Raw genomic sequence first — 14,652 nt, 5'->3', positions numbered from 1 at the left:
GCCAGTCTATCGTTGTCGTGCCTGTCATGGCTAGCCGAGGCGCAGCCTGCTCGCCATTGGCTCCCGTGGCATAATGGAGCCATTCCAGCTCGAGGTCATGCATGGACACCATCAATACCCTTTTTCTGCTTTCCGGTTTTCTGATTGCCCTCAGTGTCGTGGCCAGCCGCATCTCTTCCATGGTGGGGCTGCCGTTGCTGCTGATCTTCCTGGGCCTGGGAATGCTGGCAGGTGAAGAGGGCATATTGGGCATTCAGTTCAACGACTACTCGCTGGCGTTTCTGATCGGCCACCTTGCGCTGGCCATGATTCTTCTCGATGGCGGCCTGCGGACCCGGCTCAAGACCTTTCGCGTCGGCTTCAAGCCCGCATTGTCACTGGCCACGCTGGGCGTATTCGTCACCAGCGGCGTGGTGGGGCTGTTCGCCATGTGGGTCTTTGACCTTACCCTGGTGCAAGGGCTGTTGGTGGGCGCCATTGTCGGCTCGACGGATGCGGCGGCGGTATTCTCCATGCTCAGCGGGCGTGGCGTACACCTCAACGAGCGCGTGAGCGCGACGCTCGAGATCGAATCCGGCACCAACGATCCGATGGCCATCTTCCTGACCTTGCTGCTGGTCGAGCTGCTGGTGGGAGATATTCGAGGCCCGTTCGAGTTAGTGATGTTCATGGTGCTGCAATTCGGCCTCGCCACACTCATCGGCCTGGGCGGCGGCTGGTTGAGCGCCAAGCTGTTGCGCTGGCTCGACCTCGCGCCCGGGCTCTATTCGCTGTTGGCCCTGGGCCTGGGCTTCTGCGTTTTCGGTGCCACCAGCTTCCTTGGAGGAAGCGGCTTCCTGGCGATCTACCTGACCGGGCTGATGATCGGCAACCAACCGGGCCGGCACCTCAACTTCATTCTCCCCGTCCATGATGGCCTGGCCTGGCTGAGCCAGATCGGCCTGTTCCTGATTCTGGGCCTGTTGGTCAACCCCTCGGGCCTGTTTGAATTCGCCCTGCCGGCCTCGCTGGTCGCACTAGTCCTTATCTTCGTCGCACGGCCGCTGGCGGTACTGATCACCGTTAAACCCTTCTTCCGCTTCCGCTGGCGGGAGATAGGCTTCATTTCCTGGGTGGGGTTACGGGGGGCGGTTCCCATCGTACTCGCAATCTTTCCCGTCATTGGTGGGGTGGAGAATGCCGCGCTCTATTTCAATGTCGCCTTTGCCGTAGTGCTGCTGTCCCTGCTGATTCAGGGCGGCACCTTGCCTCTGATGGCACGCTGGACGAAGGTGGAAATCCCCATGGGGGTCACCCCGGATCATCGGGGGCCACTGGGGATCCTGCCGGAAAACGATTACGAGATGTTCGTCTACAAGGTAGATAACCAGGACCTCGAAGATGTTCCCATCCGCCTGCTGCGCTTTCCCTCCGGCGCGGTGATTTCGGCACTCTTCCGCGAACATGCCATGCTGCACCCCAAGGGCAGCACCCGGCTCAAGCCGGGGGACGTTCTTTGCGTCATCGGCCGCAGTGAAGACGTGCCGGCACTCAATCGGCTATTCAGTGGCGATTCCAAGCTCAAGCGCGAACGCGCCTTCTTCGGCACCTTCACTTTCGATGGCGATGCCTTGATGAGGGATATTGCCAATGTCTATGGCCTCACGCTCAGCCCGGGCGAGAGCGAAATGACGCTGGCCGATTTCGTCTCGCTGCGTGTTGGCGGCCATCCGGTGGTCGGCGATGACGTCGACTGGCACGGCATTCATTGGGTCGTCAGCGAAATGGACGGCAATCGTGTCACCCGGGTCGGCTTGCGCCTTTACTGATGAGCAGCCGCCTCGCTTGTCATCCTCATGGGTGACCACTATCTTCGTCGATATCACCACGCTCCAGCAGGAGCAGGTCTCACAACGACAAGGGAGTGTCTCGATATGCTCAAGTTCTTGGCAAGCACCGTCGGGATCATCTTTCTCATCGGCTTGGCCGTCGTCATCGGCCTGCTGATGCTCATCTTCTGAGAGGCGCCCAATGCCGGGGCAGCAGTGTCCCCTTCGCAAGACCAGGCTTCCTTTCACTAGTATGTAGATAAGGCAGCAAGGAAACCGACTGGAGCTTGCGATGTTGTTCTCGCCTCGACAGTGGCTCGCTCTGATGGCAGGGCAGGTGATTGGCACCTTTCTCTTCATGGTACTGCGGTGGCCTCCCGCTGCCGACCATGACCTCTTCCTGGCCTTCGGCGGCATGCTGGTCGCGACGCTTCTGGCATTCGTCGGTGCGCTGATAGGGCGCATACACAGTCGACAAGGCGCGACGGTGGGAATGGTCGTCGGCTACGTGATCTTCTTCGCGCCGGCCAGTGTCGTGATGCTGGGAAGATGAACCTCTCAAGGCGAGCGTAGAGACAAGCTTGCTAAAAGCGTGCGCCCGGCCGAAGCCGGGCGCAAAACTCAGATGCAGGCGGCGATTCAGCCGGTGATGGCAAAACTGCCCGCATTGAGCCAGAGGTGAGTGGCAACGCTTGCGGCATAGCCTAGAGCGATAGCGGGAGCCCAGCGCAAGTGCCCCAGGAAGGTGTAGTTGCCGCGCGCCTGGCCCATCAGTGCGACGCCAGCGGCAGATCCGATCGACAGCAGGCTGCCGCCTACGCCGGCCGTCAGGGTGATCAGCAACCAGTGGCCATGCGACATCTCAGGCTCCATGGTCAGCACGGCGAACATCACCGGAATGTTGTCGACCACCGCGGAAACCACACCCAGAACGATGTTGGCCCAGGTGGCGTCCCAGCCGACGTAGAGCGCCTCGGAAAGAAGGCTGAGATATCCCAGGAAACCCAGGCCACCAACGGCAACGACTACGCCGTAGAAGAACAGCAAGGTATCCCACTCGGAGCGGGCCACGCGATTGAAGACATCGAAGGGGACCACGCTACCCAACTGCCGCAGCTTGCGTTCGTCGCCGCGCTGGGTATAGCGGATGCGCTTCTTCTCCAGCGAGCGGGGCAGGGTCATGCGCAGGAAATAACCGAAGAACTGCAGATAGCCAAGGCCGGTCATCATGCCGAGCACCGGCGGCAGGTGCAGCAGTGTATGGCAGGCCACGGCGGTCGTAATGGTAAGAAGGAACAGCAGGACAATACGCCGTGCACCACGCTTGAGCCAGACATCTTCATAGACGCCTTCCGGCTTGCGGTTATTGATGAAGAAAGTCATCAGAATCGCCGGGATCAGGAAATTGACCAGCGACGGTACCAGCAAGGTAAAGAACTCATAGAACTGCACGATACCAGCCTGCCAGACCATCAGGGTGGTAATGTCGCCGAAGGGACTGAATGCGCCGCCGGCATTGGCCGCCACGACGATGTTGATGCAGGCCAGGTTGATGAAGCGTTTGTCGCCTTCCGCTACCTTGGTGACAACGGCGCACATCAGCATGGCCGTGGTGAGGTTGTCGGCAATCGGCGAGATCACGAAAGAGAGGCCGCCGGTCAGCCAGAAGAGCTGCTTGTAGCTGAATCCCTTGCGAATCATCCAGGAGCGCAAGGCATCGAAGACGCGTCGCTCGTCCATGGCGTTGATATAGGTCATTGCCACCAGCAGGAACAGCATCAGCTCGGCAAATTCGAGCAGCGTCTCGCGAAAGGCGTGCTCGGCATCGTCGGGCATGCCGGACTGTACATAGACCCAGCCGATCATGAACCAGATCAAACCGGCGGCCACCAGTACCGGCTTGGACTTGCGCATGTGCAGTTTTTCCTCGCCCATGACCAGCATATAGGCGAGAACGAAGATGGCCACGGCAATGTAGCCGACGGCCGAATTAGTCAGATCCAGGCTGCCAGTCACCGCCAGCGCGGAGGGACTGAACAGCAGGATACCAAAAGCGAGCAATAGCACGCCCGGCCAGCGGGTTATACCCCGTAGCCTGGGAAGTGTGAAGCAGCCAATAGGCATGGATCGAGTCCTGGTTTATTAATTTGCGGGAAGGGTTAAAAAACGCCCGCATTTTAGCACGGCTTATTGCAGCGCAGTAGGTCGCCAAATGGCTAAGAAGACGGTAGAAAATGTGCCCAGAAAACGAAAAGACCCCCTGACGAGTCAGGGGGTCGAAAAGGGTGGCGGAGGGACAGCCCGCCTAACAAGCCGCTCACATCAGAGCCAATGTGTTTCTTTACGGAGCATCTCTTCACTAATAATCAGTAAGTTACGCCGACATAGTCTCATTCCTTCTATTTTCTTGTGCTGCGTGGTGTCACAAGCTATCATGCCATAACAGCGGTTTTTGTTGGGTAGATTGTTGGAAAGGAGGGCGCGGCATGCCTAAGAAGGCGCGGGAGCTATCTGCTATCGAGGTGAAGCGGTTAGAGCAGCCTGGCCTGCATGCCGTGGGCGGCGTCGCCGGCCTGCATCTCCAAGTCACACCGTCAGGCGCCAAGTCTTGGGTGCTTCGCGCAACCGTTGGCGCCAAGCGTCGAGACATTGGCCTTGGTGGCTATCCAGACACCCCCCTTGCAGCGGCACGAGAAAGGGCACGTGAGACGAAAGACAAGATCCGGCATGGTATCGACCCAGTTGCCGAGCGCCGCGCTCTACGAAGCTCTCTGCTCGCTCAGCAGGTACGCGACATCACCTTCGAGCGATGCGCCGCCGAGGTCATTCGGAAGAAGCAAGCCGAATCCCGCAACGTGAAGCACGCCCAGCAGTGGGAGAACACGCTTCGCACTTACGCATACCCCATCCTTGGCAAGATGGCCGTCTCAGATATTGATCTTGCCCACGTCCTGAAAGTGCTAGAGCCCCACTGGGAGAGCAAGACGGAGACCATGACCCGTGTTCGTCAGCGCATCGAGGCTGTTCTGGCCTGGGCTACGGTTCACGGCCACAGGTCAGGCGACAACCCAGCACGCTGGAAAGGGAACCTTGACGCGATCCTTCCGAAGCCTTCCAAAGTGACCAAGGTGCAGCACCACAAGGCGCTAGCGATCGATGACATGGGCGAATTCATGGCCAACCTACGCCAGCAGCAGGGCACAGCAGCCCGCTGCCTGGAGTTCGTCGTGCTGACCGCCACACGCTCCAACGAGGCCAGGGGCGCCGCCTGGAGCGAAATAGACCTAGCTAACAGTGTATGGGTCATTCCGGCCAGCCGCATGAAGGCGGAGAAGGAGCACCGGGTACCCCTATCCAAAGAAGCCATCGCTCTGCTCGAGAACATGCCCAGGAATGCAGAACTGGTATTCCCATCGCTGCGAGGGCGTCCGCTCAGCGAGAACGCCATGACCAACCTGCTCAAGCGTATGGGAGTGAGCGCCACCGTTCATGGCTTCCGTTCGACGTTCCGCGATTGGGCTGCCGAACGTACCAGCTACCCGCATCACGTCTGCGAGATGGCCCTAGCCCACACGATCAAGAATGCAGCCGAGGCAGCGTATCGCCGTGGAGATCTGATGGAGAAGCGAGCGAAGCTCATGCAGGACTGGGCGAAATTCTGCGACAAGCCCCAGCCTAAGGGTGAGGTTGTCCCGCTGCGATCGGCGGAGATGTGATCTGCGGCAAATAAACAAATGCAACGGCTTATGAGCGTTTTTCAGGCGTAACCAACGAATGCCCCATCATAAGCCACTAGGAACACAAGCGGGTACAGCCGCACCGTGTTGGCTGGCCTAGGGTAGCTCCCGAACGTGCGGATACTCCAACGCACTGGCCAGCCTCTTCAAATGGAGTGCGTGAGGAGTAACGCAAATGGCACTTTCACCTTGGTTTGTAACGCCAGTCTTGAGGGGCAGTGAGGCGGGAGCCATATTGGCTGGCTATGCAGAAGTCAATCCGCACACGGATGGATGGTTTAAAGTCGACCTTGCGCTCATTGGCACCTGGTGCGAGAGAATGCTGGATGCCGCCATTCGCTCAGAGCTTGAGATCCGAGATATTTATGCTGCCTCTGATGGAGTGATTACCCATGGTCCGCTCGAGGGAAGGGCGCTCGATCGTGCTGTGACGCTGGATGAGGTGATTGAAGAGAACCTTCGTACGGTTATATTCAGCATTGAACGTCGCGAACTGTATCGCTGGCTGAATTCGCAAGGCATTCCTGACGAAAGTATCCCCCCCGCGATCCGGGTTGGGCTTGAAGAGCCGAAAGGCACTCAGGCGTTAGAGTGCAAGCCTACGACCCTCAACCCAAAAAGGAAGAACACATATTTGAGGCTCATCAAGGCGCTCATGCTTGAGGCATTGGGTGGGGATATTCCAGAACAGCCTTACAAAGCTGCCGCAAGTGTCCAAGCCATCTTGGATAAGCATGGTTTGTCGATGAAAGAAGATACTGTCGTAAGCGTTATAAAAGAAATCAAAGACTTATAGAGCCCCAAATGGGTAAGGTGATGCTCCCATTTGGGACATAAGGACAGAGAAATTGCTCAGGATTCATCTTGTACACATTGATACAAGGTGGATCAGATGGAAGCAGCGAAACATTCAAATTCTGAGCAGTGGCTCTGCGACAAGCTGGTAGCCAAGCGCTACGGCGTTGGCCGCGTTACTCCCTGGCGCTGGGCACGTGAAGGAGACTTCCCCAAGCCGGTAAAGCTCGGCGGCAAATGCACCCGCTGGCGCCTCTCCGACCTGGAAGCATGGGAGGCATGTCGGGAGGTGGCGCAATGAACCAGCTTCCCACCTTCCCCACATCTGGCAAGCACATCACCCACTGCCGGGCTGCGCTGGCCCTCCTTCTGGAGGGCAGGCGTGTCGACCAGTTCGTCTATCACCTTCGAACCGGTTTACCGTTGGTGGACTTCCGCACCCGGATCAGCAACCTAACCCTCAAGAATGGCTGGCCCATCGAGCGTGAATTTCATCTGACGCGCGACTTCAACGGCGAGCCGCGTCGGGTGATGAACTACTGGCTAGACTCGGATCTCATGGCAGCTTGCTTCGCCGCTGACCCCGCATTCAAGGCGCGTTGCGAAATGTTCAGGCAGCAATGGGGAGAGAGTCTATGCCAGGCCGGTTAAAACAAAGCCCCGACACAGCGGCTGCCGGTGTCGAGGCGTCATTCATGATTGAGCCCTTGAATGATAGCCGACATTCCCAGCCGAGCGCCAGCAACCTAGCGGCCCCCTTTAGGGGGGCCGTGCCCAAGGCAGGGTAATCCTATGGCGAAGAAGAAACCCAAGGTCCATTGGGGGGCTGGGGGCGCTCTCGCTATACCCAGATTTCTCATGGGACATGAAGACTTCCGCAACCTTTCACCCTCAGCGCTCAAGGTGCTGCTTGTGCTGGGCTATCAGTACAACGGTAAGAATAACGGGGATCTCTCAGCCACCCACAAGATGATGCAGGACTGGGGCGGCATGGCAGAAGCAACGCTCTCCAAGGCGCTACGAGAGCTTCAGGAGTGCAACCTGATCACCAAGACACGCACGAACTACAAAGGGCGTGACGGGGCTCGCTGCGCCCTCTACGCGCTTACATGGGCTCCGATCGATGAGTGTCCAGGCAAGATGCTTGAGGTTCATCCCACAATCGCTGCACCACGAAAGCTGTCAGGAGGGTAAGACCATGCAATTCGATTATTACCAGCTTCAAAAATTGAAGTCATAGGCATCAGAAAATGATGCCTTCCAGTCAGGAATGCCGGATTTTCACCCGATAAGGCATCAAAATTTGCAGCCTTATCCCGACTTTTCGAGGTTTTGTGACTTCAATTTTTGAAGACCCTTATAAGTTACCAGGGGGTATTGCTCAGATGAGTGGTTATCGGACCGTTGCGAGGCGATGGCGGGAGCGACAAGAGACCCTGATCGTCACCGGGCCAGCCCGCCCTATCGTCACCGGCAAAAAGCGCTTGCACAACCCTTATGGCGGGACTATTGTCATACGTGTATCACACGTGACACGGAGTAAAGAATGGATGGGCCGAAGGTACATCTGCCAGTGCGAGTTCCCGCCATCGTGATAGAGCAGTTGGACGACCTTGCCAAGCAGCGCCGTATGCAGACAGGTGAAATGACTACCCGTGCCGACCTGGTGCGGGAAGCCCTGGAGAAACTGACGGCAGGAGATGACAATCAGCAGGCAAACCGACAGTTGGATTTTCAGGCGCTCGGTGACCATGAGTACGACTTCGGCACCATCGTGCTGAACGCACTGGAGGGGCTGGCCAACGAAGCCGAGCGGCAAGGCATCGAGGATGCGCAGGACTTGGCCCTGACCCTTGGCGTAACCGCTGAAAAGGATTCACGAACGGAGCGCCTACGCGCTTTCGTGAAGAAGCTGCACGGCACCTTGCAGTCCGTGTAGAACGAAGCGCCCCCGCACCTGCTGGAACAGGCCGGGGGCATATCACACATCGGCAACCACTGAGGAGAGGCCGACATGCAAGCACATCTTAACACTGAAACCCGTCACAACATCGCCCTTGCTTACGACACACTTCGCCGTGAACAGGCCAGGGGCTACAGGCTCGACACCACCAGCCACATCAACGCAAATCAGAATCGCGTCTTTCTGCAAGGCACGTTCCTTGTCTTGAAGCAAGTATCGAACCTGACCAAAGACCAGCGTATTCAACTCATGCGCGAGGCAAAGGAGCGGATCCGCAAGCGCGATGCTGAGCCGGCAGCGTGGTTCTACGGCCCGACCCGCGCCACATGGGTAAGTGCCCGCTTCGATGCCGGTGAGTTCGAGGCCCAGCCACCTGAGGAGCTGGGCCGCGCCTTCATGGGAGAGGCGGCATAATACAGCCCGTGAGAACATGGCTCGCGCCTATGACCTGCTCCGCGCAGCACGCAGGGAATACGTGAAGCGCCACAATTCGTAGAACAAAATTGCCCCCGCGACTGCGCCAACAGTCCGAGGGCGTGTCACATCGGCAACAACTGTTAGGAGACGCCGACATGCAGAACCATGATACCACCGTAGACATTCAAGAGATCGAGGTTCATTCGCGCCGCGCTTGGGCGCTCACATCAATGCTGATCACATACGTCAATCAAGAAACGGACAAACCTAGCCCCGAAGTGATGAACGAAACGCTGATGGACATTTGGGAAAACCTGGACGCCATCGGCGCCGCGACGCATAAGGGGGCGCAGGCATGAACACCCTCACTTGCAAAAACCTGTCACGAAGCCACGACAATGGCCTCATAGTCATTGCTTGTTATTCCTTACAGGTGGAACGCTCATCGCCTACCTACATCAGCGCCCGCAGCTGGCAGGAAGCGCTCCGCCTAGCCATGCCGGAGCCCTGCTTCGTGATTCTGCGCATCACAAGCACAGGTGTCTATGCAGCCGCCTGGCTCGGTGGAGGCGGGGAAGGCGAGATCCAATCAACGACAGGCGCGACAAAACAGGATGTCATGCTTCAGGCGCGGGAGAAGTGGCGTCAGGGTATGGAATCCCACCCGGCCGATCTGGTGCGGCCTCGTATGGCCATACTATACCGCCGGCTTTCAGCCAAAAGATGGTTTGTCCGTAAGGGTGAGTATGCATGGGAGGCACTGCTGGACCTACTGGGCAAGACCCGTCATAACCAACAGCGCCGTGAAATATTTGCTCAGTTTCTAGACCGCTTCACCGCAGCTGTTCCTGCAAACGAACGCCTGCTCCTGTTGCGCCGTCTCGAACAATTGACGAGCTATCAATCGCTCGAGAGTTCATCATCGAAGCGAGCATAGGTGGATAGAAGACCGTTCAGTGGCCCCGCCTGTGAACAGGTGTCGCTAAGAAACGATCAGCCCCGCCATTGAGCGGGGCTTTTGCTATGCTGGTTACGTAGCATTACAAATCACTGTGAAGAAGGGGGACGGCATGGGTAAGTGGATTTTCACTATCATTCTAAGCGCCATGTCTTTGGCCGGGGCAGGAGCGGCCTCAGCAAACTGCACAGGTACGGGAAGCTTCCAAACCTGCTATGACGCGCAGTCTGGCAACTCATACAGCATCCAACGATTCGGCAACCAGACCTACATGCAAGGCTCCAATCCTCGCACCGGTTCTAGCTGGAGCCAGAATAGCCAGCAAATAGGCAACACCACCTTCCACAACGGCAGGTCCGCCAGCGGAAACACCTGGAACGGCACCAGTCAGCGTATCGGTAACCAGACGTTCCACAATGGGAGAGACTCTAGAGGCCAGCCATACAGCGGTTGGAGCTTTGACTAACAGCTTTCCCGCCGAGGCAAGCCCGCCTATCGAGGCGGGTTTTCTTTTGCCTGCGTTCAGAATAAAGCAAGAACGGCCACGTGAAGCTCTGCCTCATGAGTGAAATCGATAGAGATGCGTTGTTTCGTTCGATTTTGCAGATCCATTCCTCAAGGCACGGCGTCATTCACCCATGCGGCGGAGACATCCTCCGCATTACTTTATGTTTTATCAAGTAGTTATTCGCACCACAACCGTTTATCCCTCCATATACCCCACATAAATTTACGTTTATTGCCTATACTGGATGAAATCCCAAGCTGAGGATATATCCATGCCACGTCCGAAGGGCAAGCCAAACGTGATGCCGAGCAAGAAAGCCATTCGCGGCTACTACCGCATGCTGCGTGAAGCCGCGGACGAGGGCGACGTAACCGCTGCCCGGCACCTTATTGAGCTGCATGCTGTTTCACAAACTGCGTCGATGAAAACCGGCGTCCAGGAGGTTTGATATGAGTTGGGCGGATTCAGCAGCTGATGGCGCCACTGGAGGCCGGGGAGGGTACGGCAGCAGCAATACCGGAAGTGGGCATGGTGGCGGATTTGATGGCCGTGACACTCCTGGGGCGCCGAACGCGGCAGACGGTCGACGTGGGTCGAGCATGGGGCTGGATGGCGGCAGAGCAGGAGGTGGGGGCAGTGCCGGCGGGAACGCCAGCAGCAGCGCCAGCAACTCCCGTTCAGACATGGCCGGTAGTCGCAGCGTCTCGCCAGAAGCCGTCAGTGCTGCGCGCGATGTAGCAGGCGTCTCGGTCGGTGCATTGACGGACGGAGCGATCGCCTCCTTTATGGATAATCTGGAACCCGAGGGGCGGTATGGGACGTTTGCCGAGCAGGCGGACACGCAAATGGGGCCCGAGAATGTCAGCTACGGCAATACGGCGTACTCAGGTAACAGCGCTGTGTCCAATGCATCCCAGGCCGCACAGATGACCCGCGACCAGCACACGCGATCAATGGTGCGGGCAGGCGTACCGGAAACCATCCAGGCGAATGCACGGCCGGGGCTTCTTAGCCGGGCTGCAGTCCTTGGCGTTTCCTTGCTTGGAAGCCCCATTGCGGGCCTTCTTGCTGACACAGCCGCCCGGGCTAACACCGCCTCTCGCAGTCTTGGCTCGATCAACGACTCCTTCGGCACATCGCTGGATGACAGCTTCGGTAACAGCTTCGGACAGCAAGCCAAAGGAACCATAGGTGGGTTTGCAGGCAGCCGAATGGGCGGGCTTCTAGGTGGAAGGGCAGGCGCCGGCCTTGGCCCATATGGCGGCGTAGTCGGGGCCATGGCCGGCAGCATAGTAGGCGGTCAATACGGCCGTAATACTGCCATGGGGCCCTCGACAAGCACTGACCAAGGCCAGCCATCGGGCACTACCTCGCCGAGCTCACCAGGCGATGCATACGGCGGTGGAGGGGGAACAGCAGTAGCCACCAGCCGCGCGCCTTCGCTTTATGGCCAGCCAGGCCCCGCTGCCGTTGACCATGGGCCTATCGACTTCGCCGGCTACGCCAGTTATGCCGAACAGTTCTTCGCTTAACACTCGCCGGGAGGCGATAAACATGACAGAACCACATCAGCAAGGCATGGGCCACGCCCAGCAACTTTCCACTGAATTTTCTGCGACGATAAAAAAGGGCAGGTTCGCCGTCGGCGCGAATGAGCAATTTGGCCCACAACTGCAAGGAGGTGTGTGATGGCTGGAGGACTTCTCAGCGCCGTTGCCGGTGGCCTTGCTGGCGGCGGTCAGGCAGTACAGCAAAATGCCATGAGCAGAATCGACCAGCTCCGCCAAGAGGCGCTGCAAAAACTGTCCCATGGCCAAGCCATGGCACGGCAAGAGCACGATCAGCAATTCCGGCGCGGTGAGCGTATCGAAGGCCAAGAGTTCACGGCTGGAGAAAACCAAACCAATCGGCAGCACGACACCAGCCTGGCCGAGATGCGCGAGGCCGGGGCCAACCGGCGTACCTCCATGCAGATTGGGGCGCGAGGGAGCGCAGGGGCTCTAACCGACCGAGACAAATACGAACTTGATGATCTCAAGAGCCGCATGGAAAGGATGTTGGAAAACGAAGCTGGGCTTCCCCGCAGCGTGACGGATCTCTCCGCACAAGAAAAGCTTGAGTACGCCCGTCTTCGGGGTCGTTATGAGAGGCTGCTTGGCAACGGGGGAGGCAGTTCGGTCCTAGATCAGCTGCTTGCAGGAGAGGGTGGAGGGGGAGGGCCAGCTCCAGCACCGGGCGATTACAATCCAGGCGGTGACCCAAGGGGTGGCGGTGAATCTCTGTCGGTCGTCGACCTATTCAATGAAGAGATCTCCAGCAGGCGCAATTCCCAGGAAGCCACCGAAGCGCGCCGGGTGATAACGCAGGCTAAGGAAAAGGCGGATGCACTACTGAGTCGTATCGAGCGTGAAAATGCGGGAGGCGCAACACCTAGAGGGCTGCTGTCCGACATCAATCAAGCGGCTGGCATTGGAGGTATTCGCCCTGAGACGCTGAACGAAGCCCAGCAACTTGCCGAGGAGCTCGTTGCCGTAGGGTCGCGCGCTAATGTTTCTGAGACCCAAAAGAGATGGATCGCGGAACGATTGGTTCGTCTTCAGGACGCCGGCGTTCCCCTCAACCTTGGTCAGTAGCCTCGAGCCGCTCCCATTACGGCTTCGCTGAGGGTCAGGACTTTTGCTCAGAATTGAGCAAAACCCCGAATGGTGGGCGTCCCAGCAAGGAATATCACCTCTCCCTCGACATGGCCAAAGAGTTATCCATGGTCGAGCGAAACGAGAAAGGAAAGCAGGCTCGCCAGCTCAGCTAGCCATTCGCACCCAACCAGGTGCGGGTGGCTACCCCGCTCGGCCCAGAAGCCACAGCGGCCCGCTTGTTAGCAAGGGTTAGCATCCAGGCGCTGTGCGACTACCAGGCCAAGGACGAATTTCTTGTCACTATAAAAAAGGGCAAGCAGCGCGTAGAGATGGCTATCGCGGAAGAGCGGTACCTGCTTTCGCAGGAGTAGCGACCCAGGCCATTTTCGGACCAGTACACGCGGGCGAGAAGCGGGCCTTTAAGGGGTGACAAAACTCCTCATGAGCAAGGCAGTACACGCCCGCGCCCAAGGGCAACACCTGTTGACAAATGCTGACATCGCCAAGGCTATCGAAGCGGCCGCCCAACTGCCGTCTTGCCCTTTTTTACGGACTCCGAAAACCCCTGACGATCCCGCCGGCCATCCCCGCAGACCAGGCCAGCAGCAGCCTATTACTGACAACGAAGTAAGAAATATCTTACAGCTCAACCCTTCCTTGGCTTACAAGACCGACCATCGGCGACTGCTAATCTAGTCCCGCTGGGAATCTACGAAGGGAAGAACAATGAGAACATGTAGTTTTGCCCAATCAGGGATCGACGTAGAAATCTCCATGGTACGGGACAGCAAGAGCAGACATTGGCTTGCCATGGCGCGATGGATGATGAATCACGAGGGGATGAGCCTGCGTACCATGCCGCCTCAGGATCCTGAGCTGACCGAAGACGAGGCCTGGAACGAGGCGAGAACCTGGTTTTCGCGGCGACTGACTAGGGAATTGCTCGAGACTGCTGGTATCGCTCCGCCATCTCCTCCACCGGCCTTCAAAGGGTATTCACTACAGCACGATCCGTTGAAGCCTGATGCCTTGCAGCTCATGCTGGAGCGCCAGCGCGAGAGGGCGTGACGCGCGCTGCAGTCCGGCCTACCTCTCCTGCCCCTGAACGGCACCTATCCTGAACTTAGGTTTTCTGAGGTGGCAACCTGAGCGTTTCTGAGCAAACGGGCAATCCAGCAGCAGAATGAAATGTCAGGTTTCGACAGGTCGACGAGGGTTCATTTTCGGTCGGCCGTAGGTGTTGCATACACGGGTTGACCGGTTGAGGTAGGAGACCCAGATCAAAGAGAAGAGGGCGCCCCCTATGATGGCGCCCACCAAGGGAGTTCCGGTTGGCCCGATGTAGTCATACATCAGCTTCTCCGCGCTGTGCAGCCAATAAGGAATCAGGGCGTGGACCACAACGGCAGAGATGGGGCCGATTACCCAGATGATGGTTGATACCGCCTCCACGTCCTTCGCCGATCTTCCGCACAGCAGCCGTATGCTGCCGTATATGCTCAGCAAGGAAGTAGCCGCCACTGCCAGCCACATCCAGAGCCGATACTCCCGCCAACCGGGCTCTCCGACCAATGACGGATGCAGGTACTTCAGAACAGCGAAGTGACTCAGCAGCGATGCAACACCGATAAGTGGCACGACTACCATCAGCACTCCAATCAAGACGAGCAGCCACCCACCAATGCCAGAAGGCTTCAGCTCCGAGCAGATGCGCGTCCTGTCCGCTGGCTCACTGTCTGCACCAGGCTGGCCTACCTGGTGGGGCATCTCGTTACCGCAGGCGTGGCAATACCTGGCTCCCGGGGCTGCTTCAGCTCGACATTGTGGGCA

Annotated in this window: 19 protein-coding genes; 17 read left to right on the top strand and 2 right to left on the bottom strand. The window is 58.1% G+C overall.

What is annotated here, in order from left to right; all coding sequences use genetic code 11:
- The first annotated feature begins 101 nt into the window (after positions 1-101).
- From ACRWQA_RS10590 to ACRWQA_RS10580, 3 genes are all read left to right on the top strand, one after another.
- Positions 102-1,808, top strand: a complete 1,707-nt coding sequence (locus ACRWQA_RS10590; RefSeq protein WP_434227612.1) for a potassium/proton antiporter — start codon at positions 102-104, stop codon at positions 1,806-1,808.
- Positions 1,809-1,835: 27 nt separating this feature from the next.
- Entirely contained in the window at positions 1,836-2,000 is a 165-nt protein-coding gene (locus ACRWQA_RS10585; RefSeq protein WP_446326282.1) for a small membrane protein YohP, read from the top strand.
- A 100-nt stretch (positions 2,001-2,100) separates the two neighbouring features.
- Positions 2,101-2,361, top strand: coding sequence for a hypothetical protein (locus ACRWQA_RS10580; protein ID WP_434227610.1), 261 nt, complete (start codon positions 2,101-2,103; stop codon positions 2,359-2,361).
- 86 nt (positions 2,362-2,447) lie between these two features.
- Here the strand turns inward: ACRWQA_RS10580 and nhaD are convergent, their stop codons facing one another.
- Entirely contained in the window at positions 2,448-3,932 is a 1,485-nt protein-coding gene (nhaD, locus tag ACRWQA_RS10575; RefSeq protein WP_434227608.1) for a sodium:proton antiporter NhaD, read from the bottom strand.
- A gap of 362 nt (positions 3,933-4,294) precedes the next feature.
- On the opposite strand from nhaD, the gene ACRWQA_RS10570 reads away from it, so the two are divergent.
- The 14 genes from ACRWQA_RS10570 (at position 4,295) to ACRWQA_RS10505 (ending at position 13,890) form a co-directional block, all read left to right on the top strand.
- Entirely contained in the window at positions 4,295-5,524 is a 1,230-nt protein-coding gene (locus ACRWQA_RS10570; RefSeq protein ID WP_434227606.1) for a tyrosine-type recombinase/integrase, read from the top strand.
- Positions 5,525-5,720: 196 nt separating this feature from the next.
- Entirely contained in the window at positions 5,721-6,341 is a 621-nt protein-coding gene (locus tag ACRWQA_RS10565; RefSeq protein ID WP_434227605.1) for a hypothetical protein, read from the top strand.
- Between the two features lie 96 nt (positions 6,342-6,437).
- Positions 6,438-6,641: a helix-turn-helix transcriptional regulator gene (locus tag ACRWQA_RS10560; protein ID WP_434227604.1), complete on the top strand. Its 204-nt coding sequence runs from the start codon at positions 6,438-6,440 to the stop codon at positions 6,639-6,641.
- Positions 6,638-6,991: a hypothetical protein gene (locus tag ACRWQA_RS10555; protein ID WP_434227602.1), complete on the top strand. Its 354-nt coding sequence runs from the start codon at positions 6,638-6,640 to the stop codon at positions 6,989-6,991. Before ACRWQA_RS10560 ends, ACRWQA_RS10555 begins: the two co-directional genes overlap by 4 nt.
- 207 nt (positions 6,992-7,198) lie before the next feature.
- The gene (locus ACRWQA_RS10550; RefSeq protein WP_434227600.1) at positions 7,199-7,534 is read left to right on the top strand and encodes a hypothetical protein; all 336 of its coding nucleotides are present in this window, start codon (positions 7,199-7,201) and stop codon (positions 7,532-7,534) included.
- A 352-nt stretch (positions 7,535-7,886) separates the two neighbouring features.
- Positions 7,887-8,279, top strand: coding sequence for a hypothetical protein (locus ACRWQA_RS10545; RefSeq protein ID WP_434227599.1), 393 nt, complete (start codon positions 7,887-7,889; stop codon positions 8,277-8,279).
- A gap of 75 nt (positions 8,280-8,354) precedes the next feature.
- Positions 8,355-8,717, top strand: coding sequence for a hypothetical protein (locus ACRWQA_RS10540; protein WP_434227597.1), 363 nt, complete (start codon positions 8,355-8,357; stop codon positions 8,715-8,717).
- A 158-nt stretch (positions 8,718-8,875) separates the two neighbouring features.
- Positions 8,876-9,079: a hypothetical protein gene (locus ACRWQA_RS10535; protein WP_434227595.1), complete on the top strand. Its 204-nt coding sequence runs from the start codon at positions 8,876-8,878 to the stop codon at positions 9,077-9,079.
- A complete protein-coding gene (locus tag ACRWQA_RS10530; RefSeq protein ID WP_434227594.1) occupies positions 9,076-9,657 on the top strand; it encodes a hypothetical protein in 582 nt (193 codons plus the stop codon). Before ACRWQA_RS10535 ends, ACRWQA_RS10530 begins: the two co-directional genes overlap by 4 nt.
- 800 nt (positions 9,658-10,457) lie before the next feature.
- The gene (locus tag ACRWQA_RS10525; protein WP_434227593.1) at positions 10,458-10,634 is read left to right on the top strand and encodes a hypothetical protein; all 177 of its coding nucleotides are present in this window, start codon (positions 10,458-10,460) and stop codon (positions 10,632-10,634) included.
- Positions 10,635-11,740: 1,106 nt separating this feature from the next.
- Positions 11,741-11,875 carry a hypothetical protein gene (locus ACRWQA_RS10520; protein ID WP_434227591.1) on the top strand — a complete coding sequence of 45 codons (135 nt, stop codon included), beginning with the start codon at positions 11,741-11,743 and terminating at the stop codon, positions 11,873-11,875.
- A complete protein-coding gene (locus tag ACRWQA_RS10515) occupies positions 11,875-12,819 on the top strand; it encodes a hypothetical protein (RefSeq protein WP_434227590.1) in 945 nt (314 codons plus the stop codon). Before ACRWQA_RS10520 ends, ACRWQA_RS10515 begins: the two co-directional genes overlap by 1 nt.
- The gene (locus ACRWQA_RS10510) at positions 12,756-12,995 is read left to right on the top strand and encodes an antA/AntB antirepressor family protein (protein ID WP_434227589.1); all 240 of its coding nucleotides are present in this window, start codon (positions 12,756-12,758) and stop codon (positions 12,993-12,995) included. The genes ACRWQA_RS10515 and ACRWQA_RS10510 overlap by 64 nt, the downstream gene beginning before the upstream one ends.
- 667 nt (positions 12,996-13,662) lie before the next feature.
- The gene (locus ACRWQA_RS10505; protein ID WP_434227587.1) at positions 13,663-13,890 is read left to right on the top strand and encodes a hypothetical protein; all 228 of its coding nucleotides are present in this window, start codon (positions 13,663-13,665) and stop codon (positions 13,888-13,890) included.
- A 123-nt stretch (positions 13,891-14,013) separates the two neighbouring features.
- Here ACRWQA_RS10505 and ACRWQA_RS10500 read toward each other — a convergent pair whose 3' ends face one another.
- Complete coding sequence (locus ACRWQA_RS10500) at positions 14,014-14,589, bottom strand: DUF2569 family protein (protein WP_434227585.1); 576 nt, start codon at positions 14,587-14,589, stop codon at positions 14,014-14,016.
- Between the last annotated feature and the right edge of the window lie 63 nt (positions 14,590-14,652).

Source organism: Billgrantia sp. C5P2 (assembly GCF_051062895.2).
Note: the sequence above shows the minus strand (reverse complement) of the source record. Positions and strands in the feature narration are given on the sequence as shown.

What these genes read in the sequence shown, in the direction of transcription:
- ACRWQA_RS10590 (WP_434227612.1), top strand. Translation starts at nt 102, where the DNA reads ATGGACACCATCAATACCCTTTTTCTGCTTTCCGGTTTTCTGATTGCC.
- ACRWQA_RS10585 (WP_446326282.1), top strand. Translation starts at nt 1,836, where the DNA reads ATGGGTGACCACTATCTTCGTCGATATCACCACGCTCCAGCAGGAGCA.
- ACRWQA_RS10580 (WP_434227610.1), top strand. Translation starts at nt 2,101, where the DNA reads ATGTTGTTCTCGCCTCGACAGTGGCTCGCTCTGATGGCAGGGCAGGTG.
- nhaD (WP_434227608.1), bottom strand. Translation starts at nt 3,932, where the DNA reads ATGCCTATTGGCTGCTTCACACTTCCCAGGCTACGGGGTATAACCCGC.
- ACRWQA_RS10570 (WP_434227606.1), top strand. Translation starts at nt 4,295, where the DNA reads ATGCCTAAGAAGGCGCGGGAGCTATCTGCTATCGAGGTGAAGCGGTTA.
- ACRWQA_RS10565 (WP_434227605.1), top strand. Translation starts at nt 5,721, where the DNA reads ATGGCACTTTCACCTTGGTTTGTAACGCCAGTCTTGAGGGGCAGTGAG.
- ACRWQA_RS10560 (WP_434227604.1), top strand. Translation starts at nt 6,438, where the DNA reads ATGGAAGCAGCGAAACATTCAAATTCTGAGCAGTGGCTCTGCGACAAG.
- ACRWQA_RS10555 (WP_434227602.1), top strand. Translation starts at nt 6,638, where the DNA reads ATGAACCAGCTTCCCACCTTCCCCACATCTGGCAAGCACATCACCCAC.
- ACRWQA_RS10550 (WP_434227600.1), top strand. Translation starts at nt 7,199, where the DNA reads ATGGGACATGAAGACTTCCGCAACCTTTCACCCTCAGCGCTCAAGGTG.
- ACRWQA_RS10545 (WP_434227599.1), top strand. Translation starts at nt 7,887, where the DNA reads ATGGATGGGCCGAAGGTACATCTGCCAGTGCGAGTTCCCGCCATCGTG.
- ACRWQA_RS10540 (WP_434227597.1), top strand. Translation starts at nt 8,355, where the DNA reads ATGCAAGCACATCTTAACACTGAAACCCGTCACAACATCGCCCTTGCT.
- ACRWQA_RS10535 (WP_434227595.1), top strand. Translation starts at nt 8,876, where the DNA reads ATGCAGAACCATGATACCACCGTAGACATTCAAGAGATCGAGGTTCAT.
- ACRWQA_RS10530 (WP_434227594.1), top strand. Translation starts at nt 9,076, where the DNA reads ATGAACACCCTCACTTGCAAAAACCTGTCACGAAGCCACGACAATGGC.
- ACRWQA_RS10525 (WP_434227593.1), top strand. Translation starts at nt 10,458, where the DNA reads ATGCCACGTCCGAAGGGCAAGCCAAACGTGATGCCGAGCAAGAAAGCC.
- ACRWQA_RS10520 (WP_434227591.1), top strand. Translation starts at nt 11,741, where the DNA reads ATGACAGAACCACATCAGCAAGGCATGGGCCACGCCCAGCAACTTTCC.
- ACRWQA_RS10515 (WP_434227590.1), top strand. Translation starts at nt 11,875, where the DNA reads ATGGCTGGAGGACTTCTCAGCGCCGTTGCCGGTGGCCTTGCTGGCGGC.
- ACRWQA_RS10510 (WP_434227589.1), top strand. Translation starts at nt 12,756, where the DNA reads ATGGATCGCGGAACGATTGGTTCGTCTTCAGGACGCCGGCGTTCCCCT.
- ACRWQA_RS10505 (WP_434227587.1), top strand. Translation starts at nt 13,663, where the DNA reads ATGAGCCTGCGTACCATGCCGCCTCAGGATCCTGAGCTGACCGAAGAC.
- ACRWQA_RS10500 (WP_434227585.1), bottom strand. Translation starts at nt 14,589, where the DNA reads ATGCCCCACCAGGTAGGCCAGCCTGGTGCAGACAGTGAGCCAGCGGAC.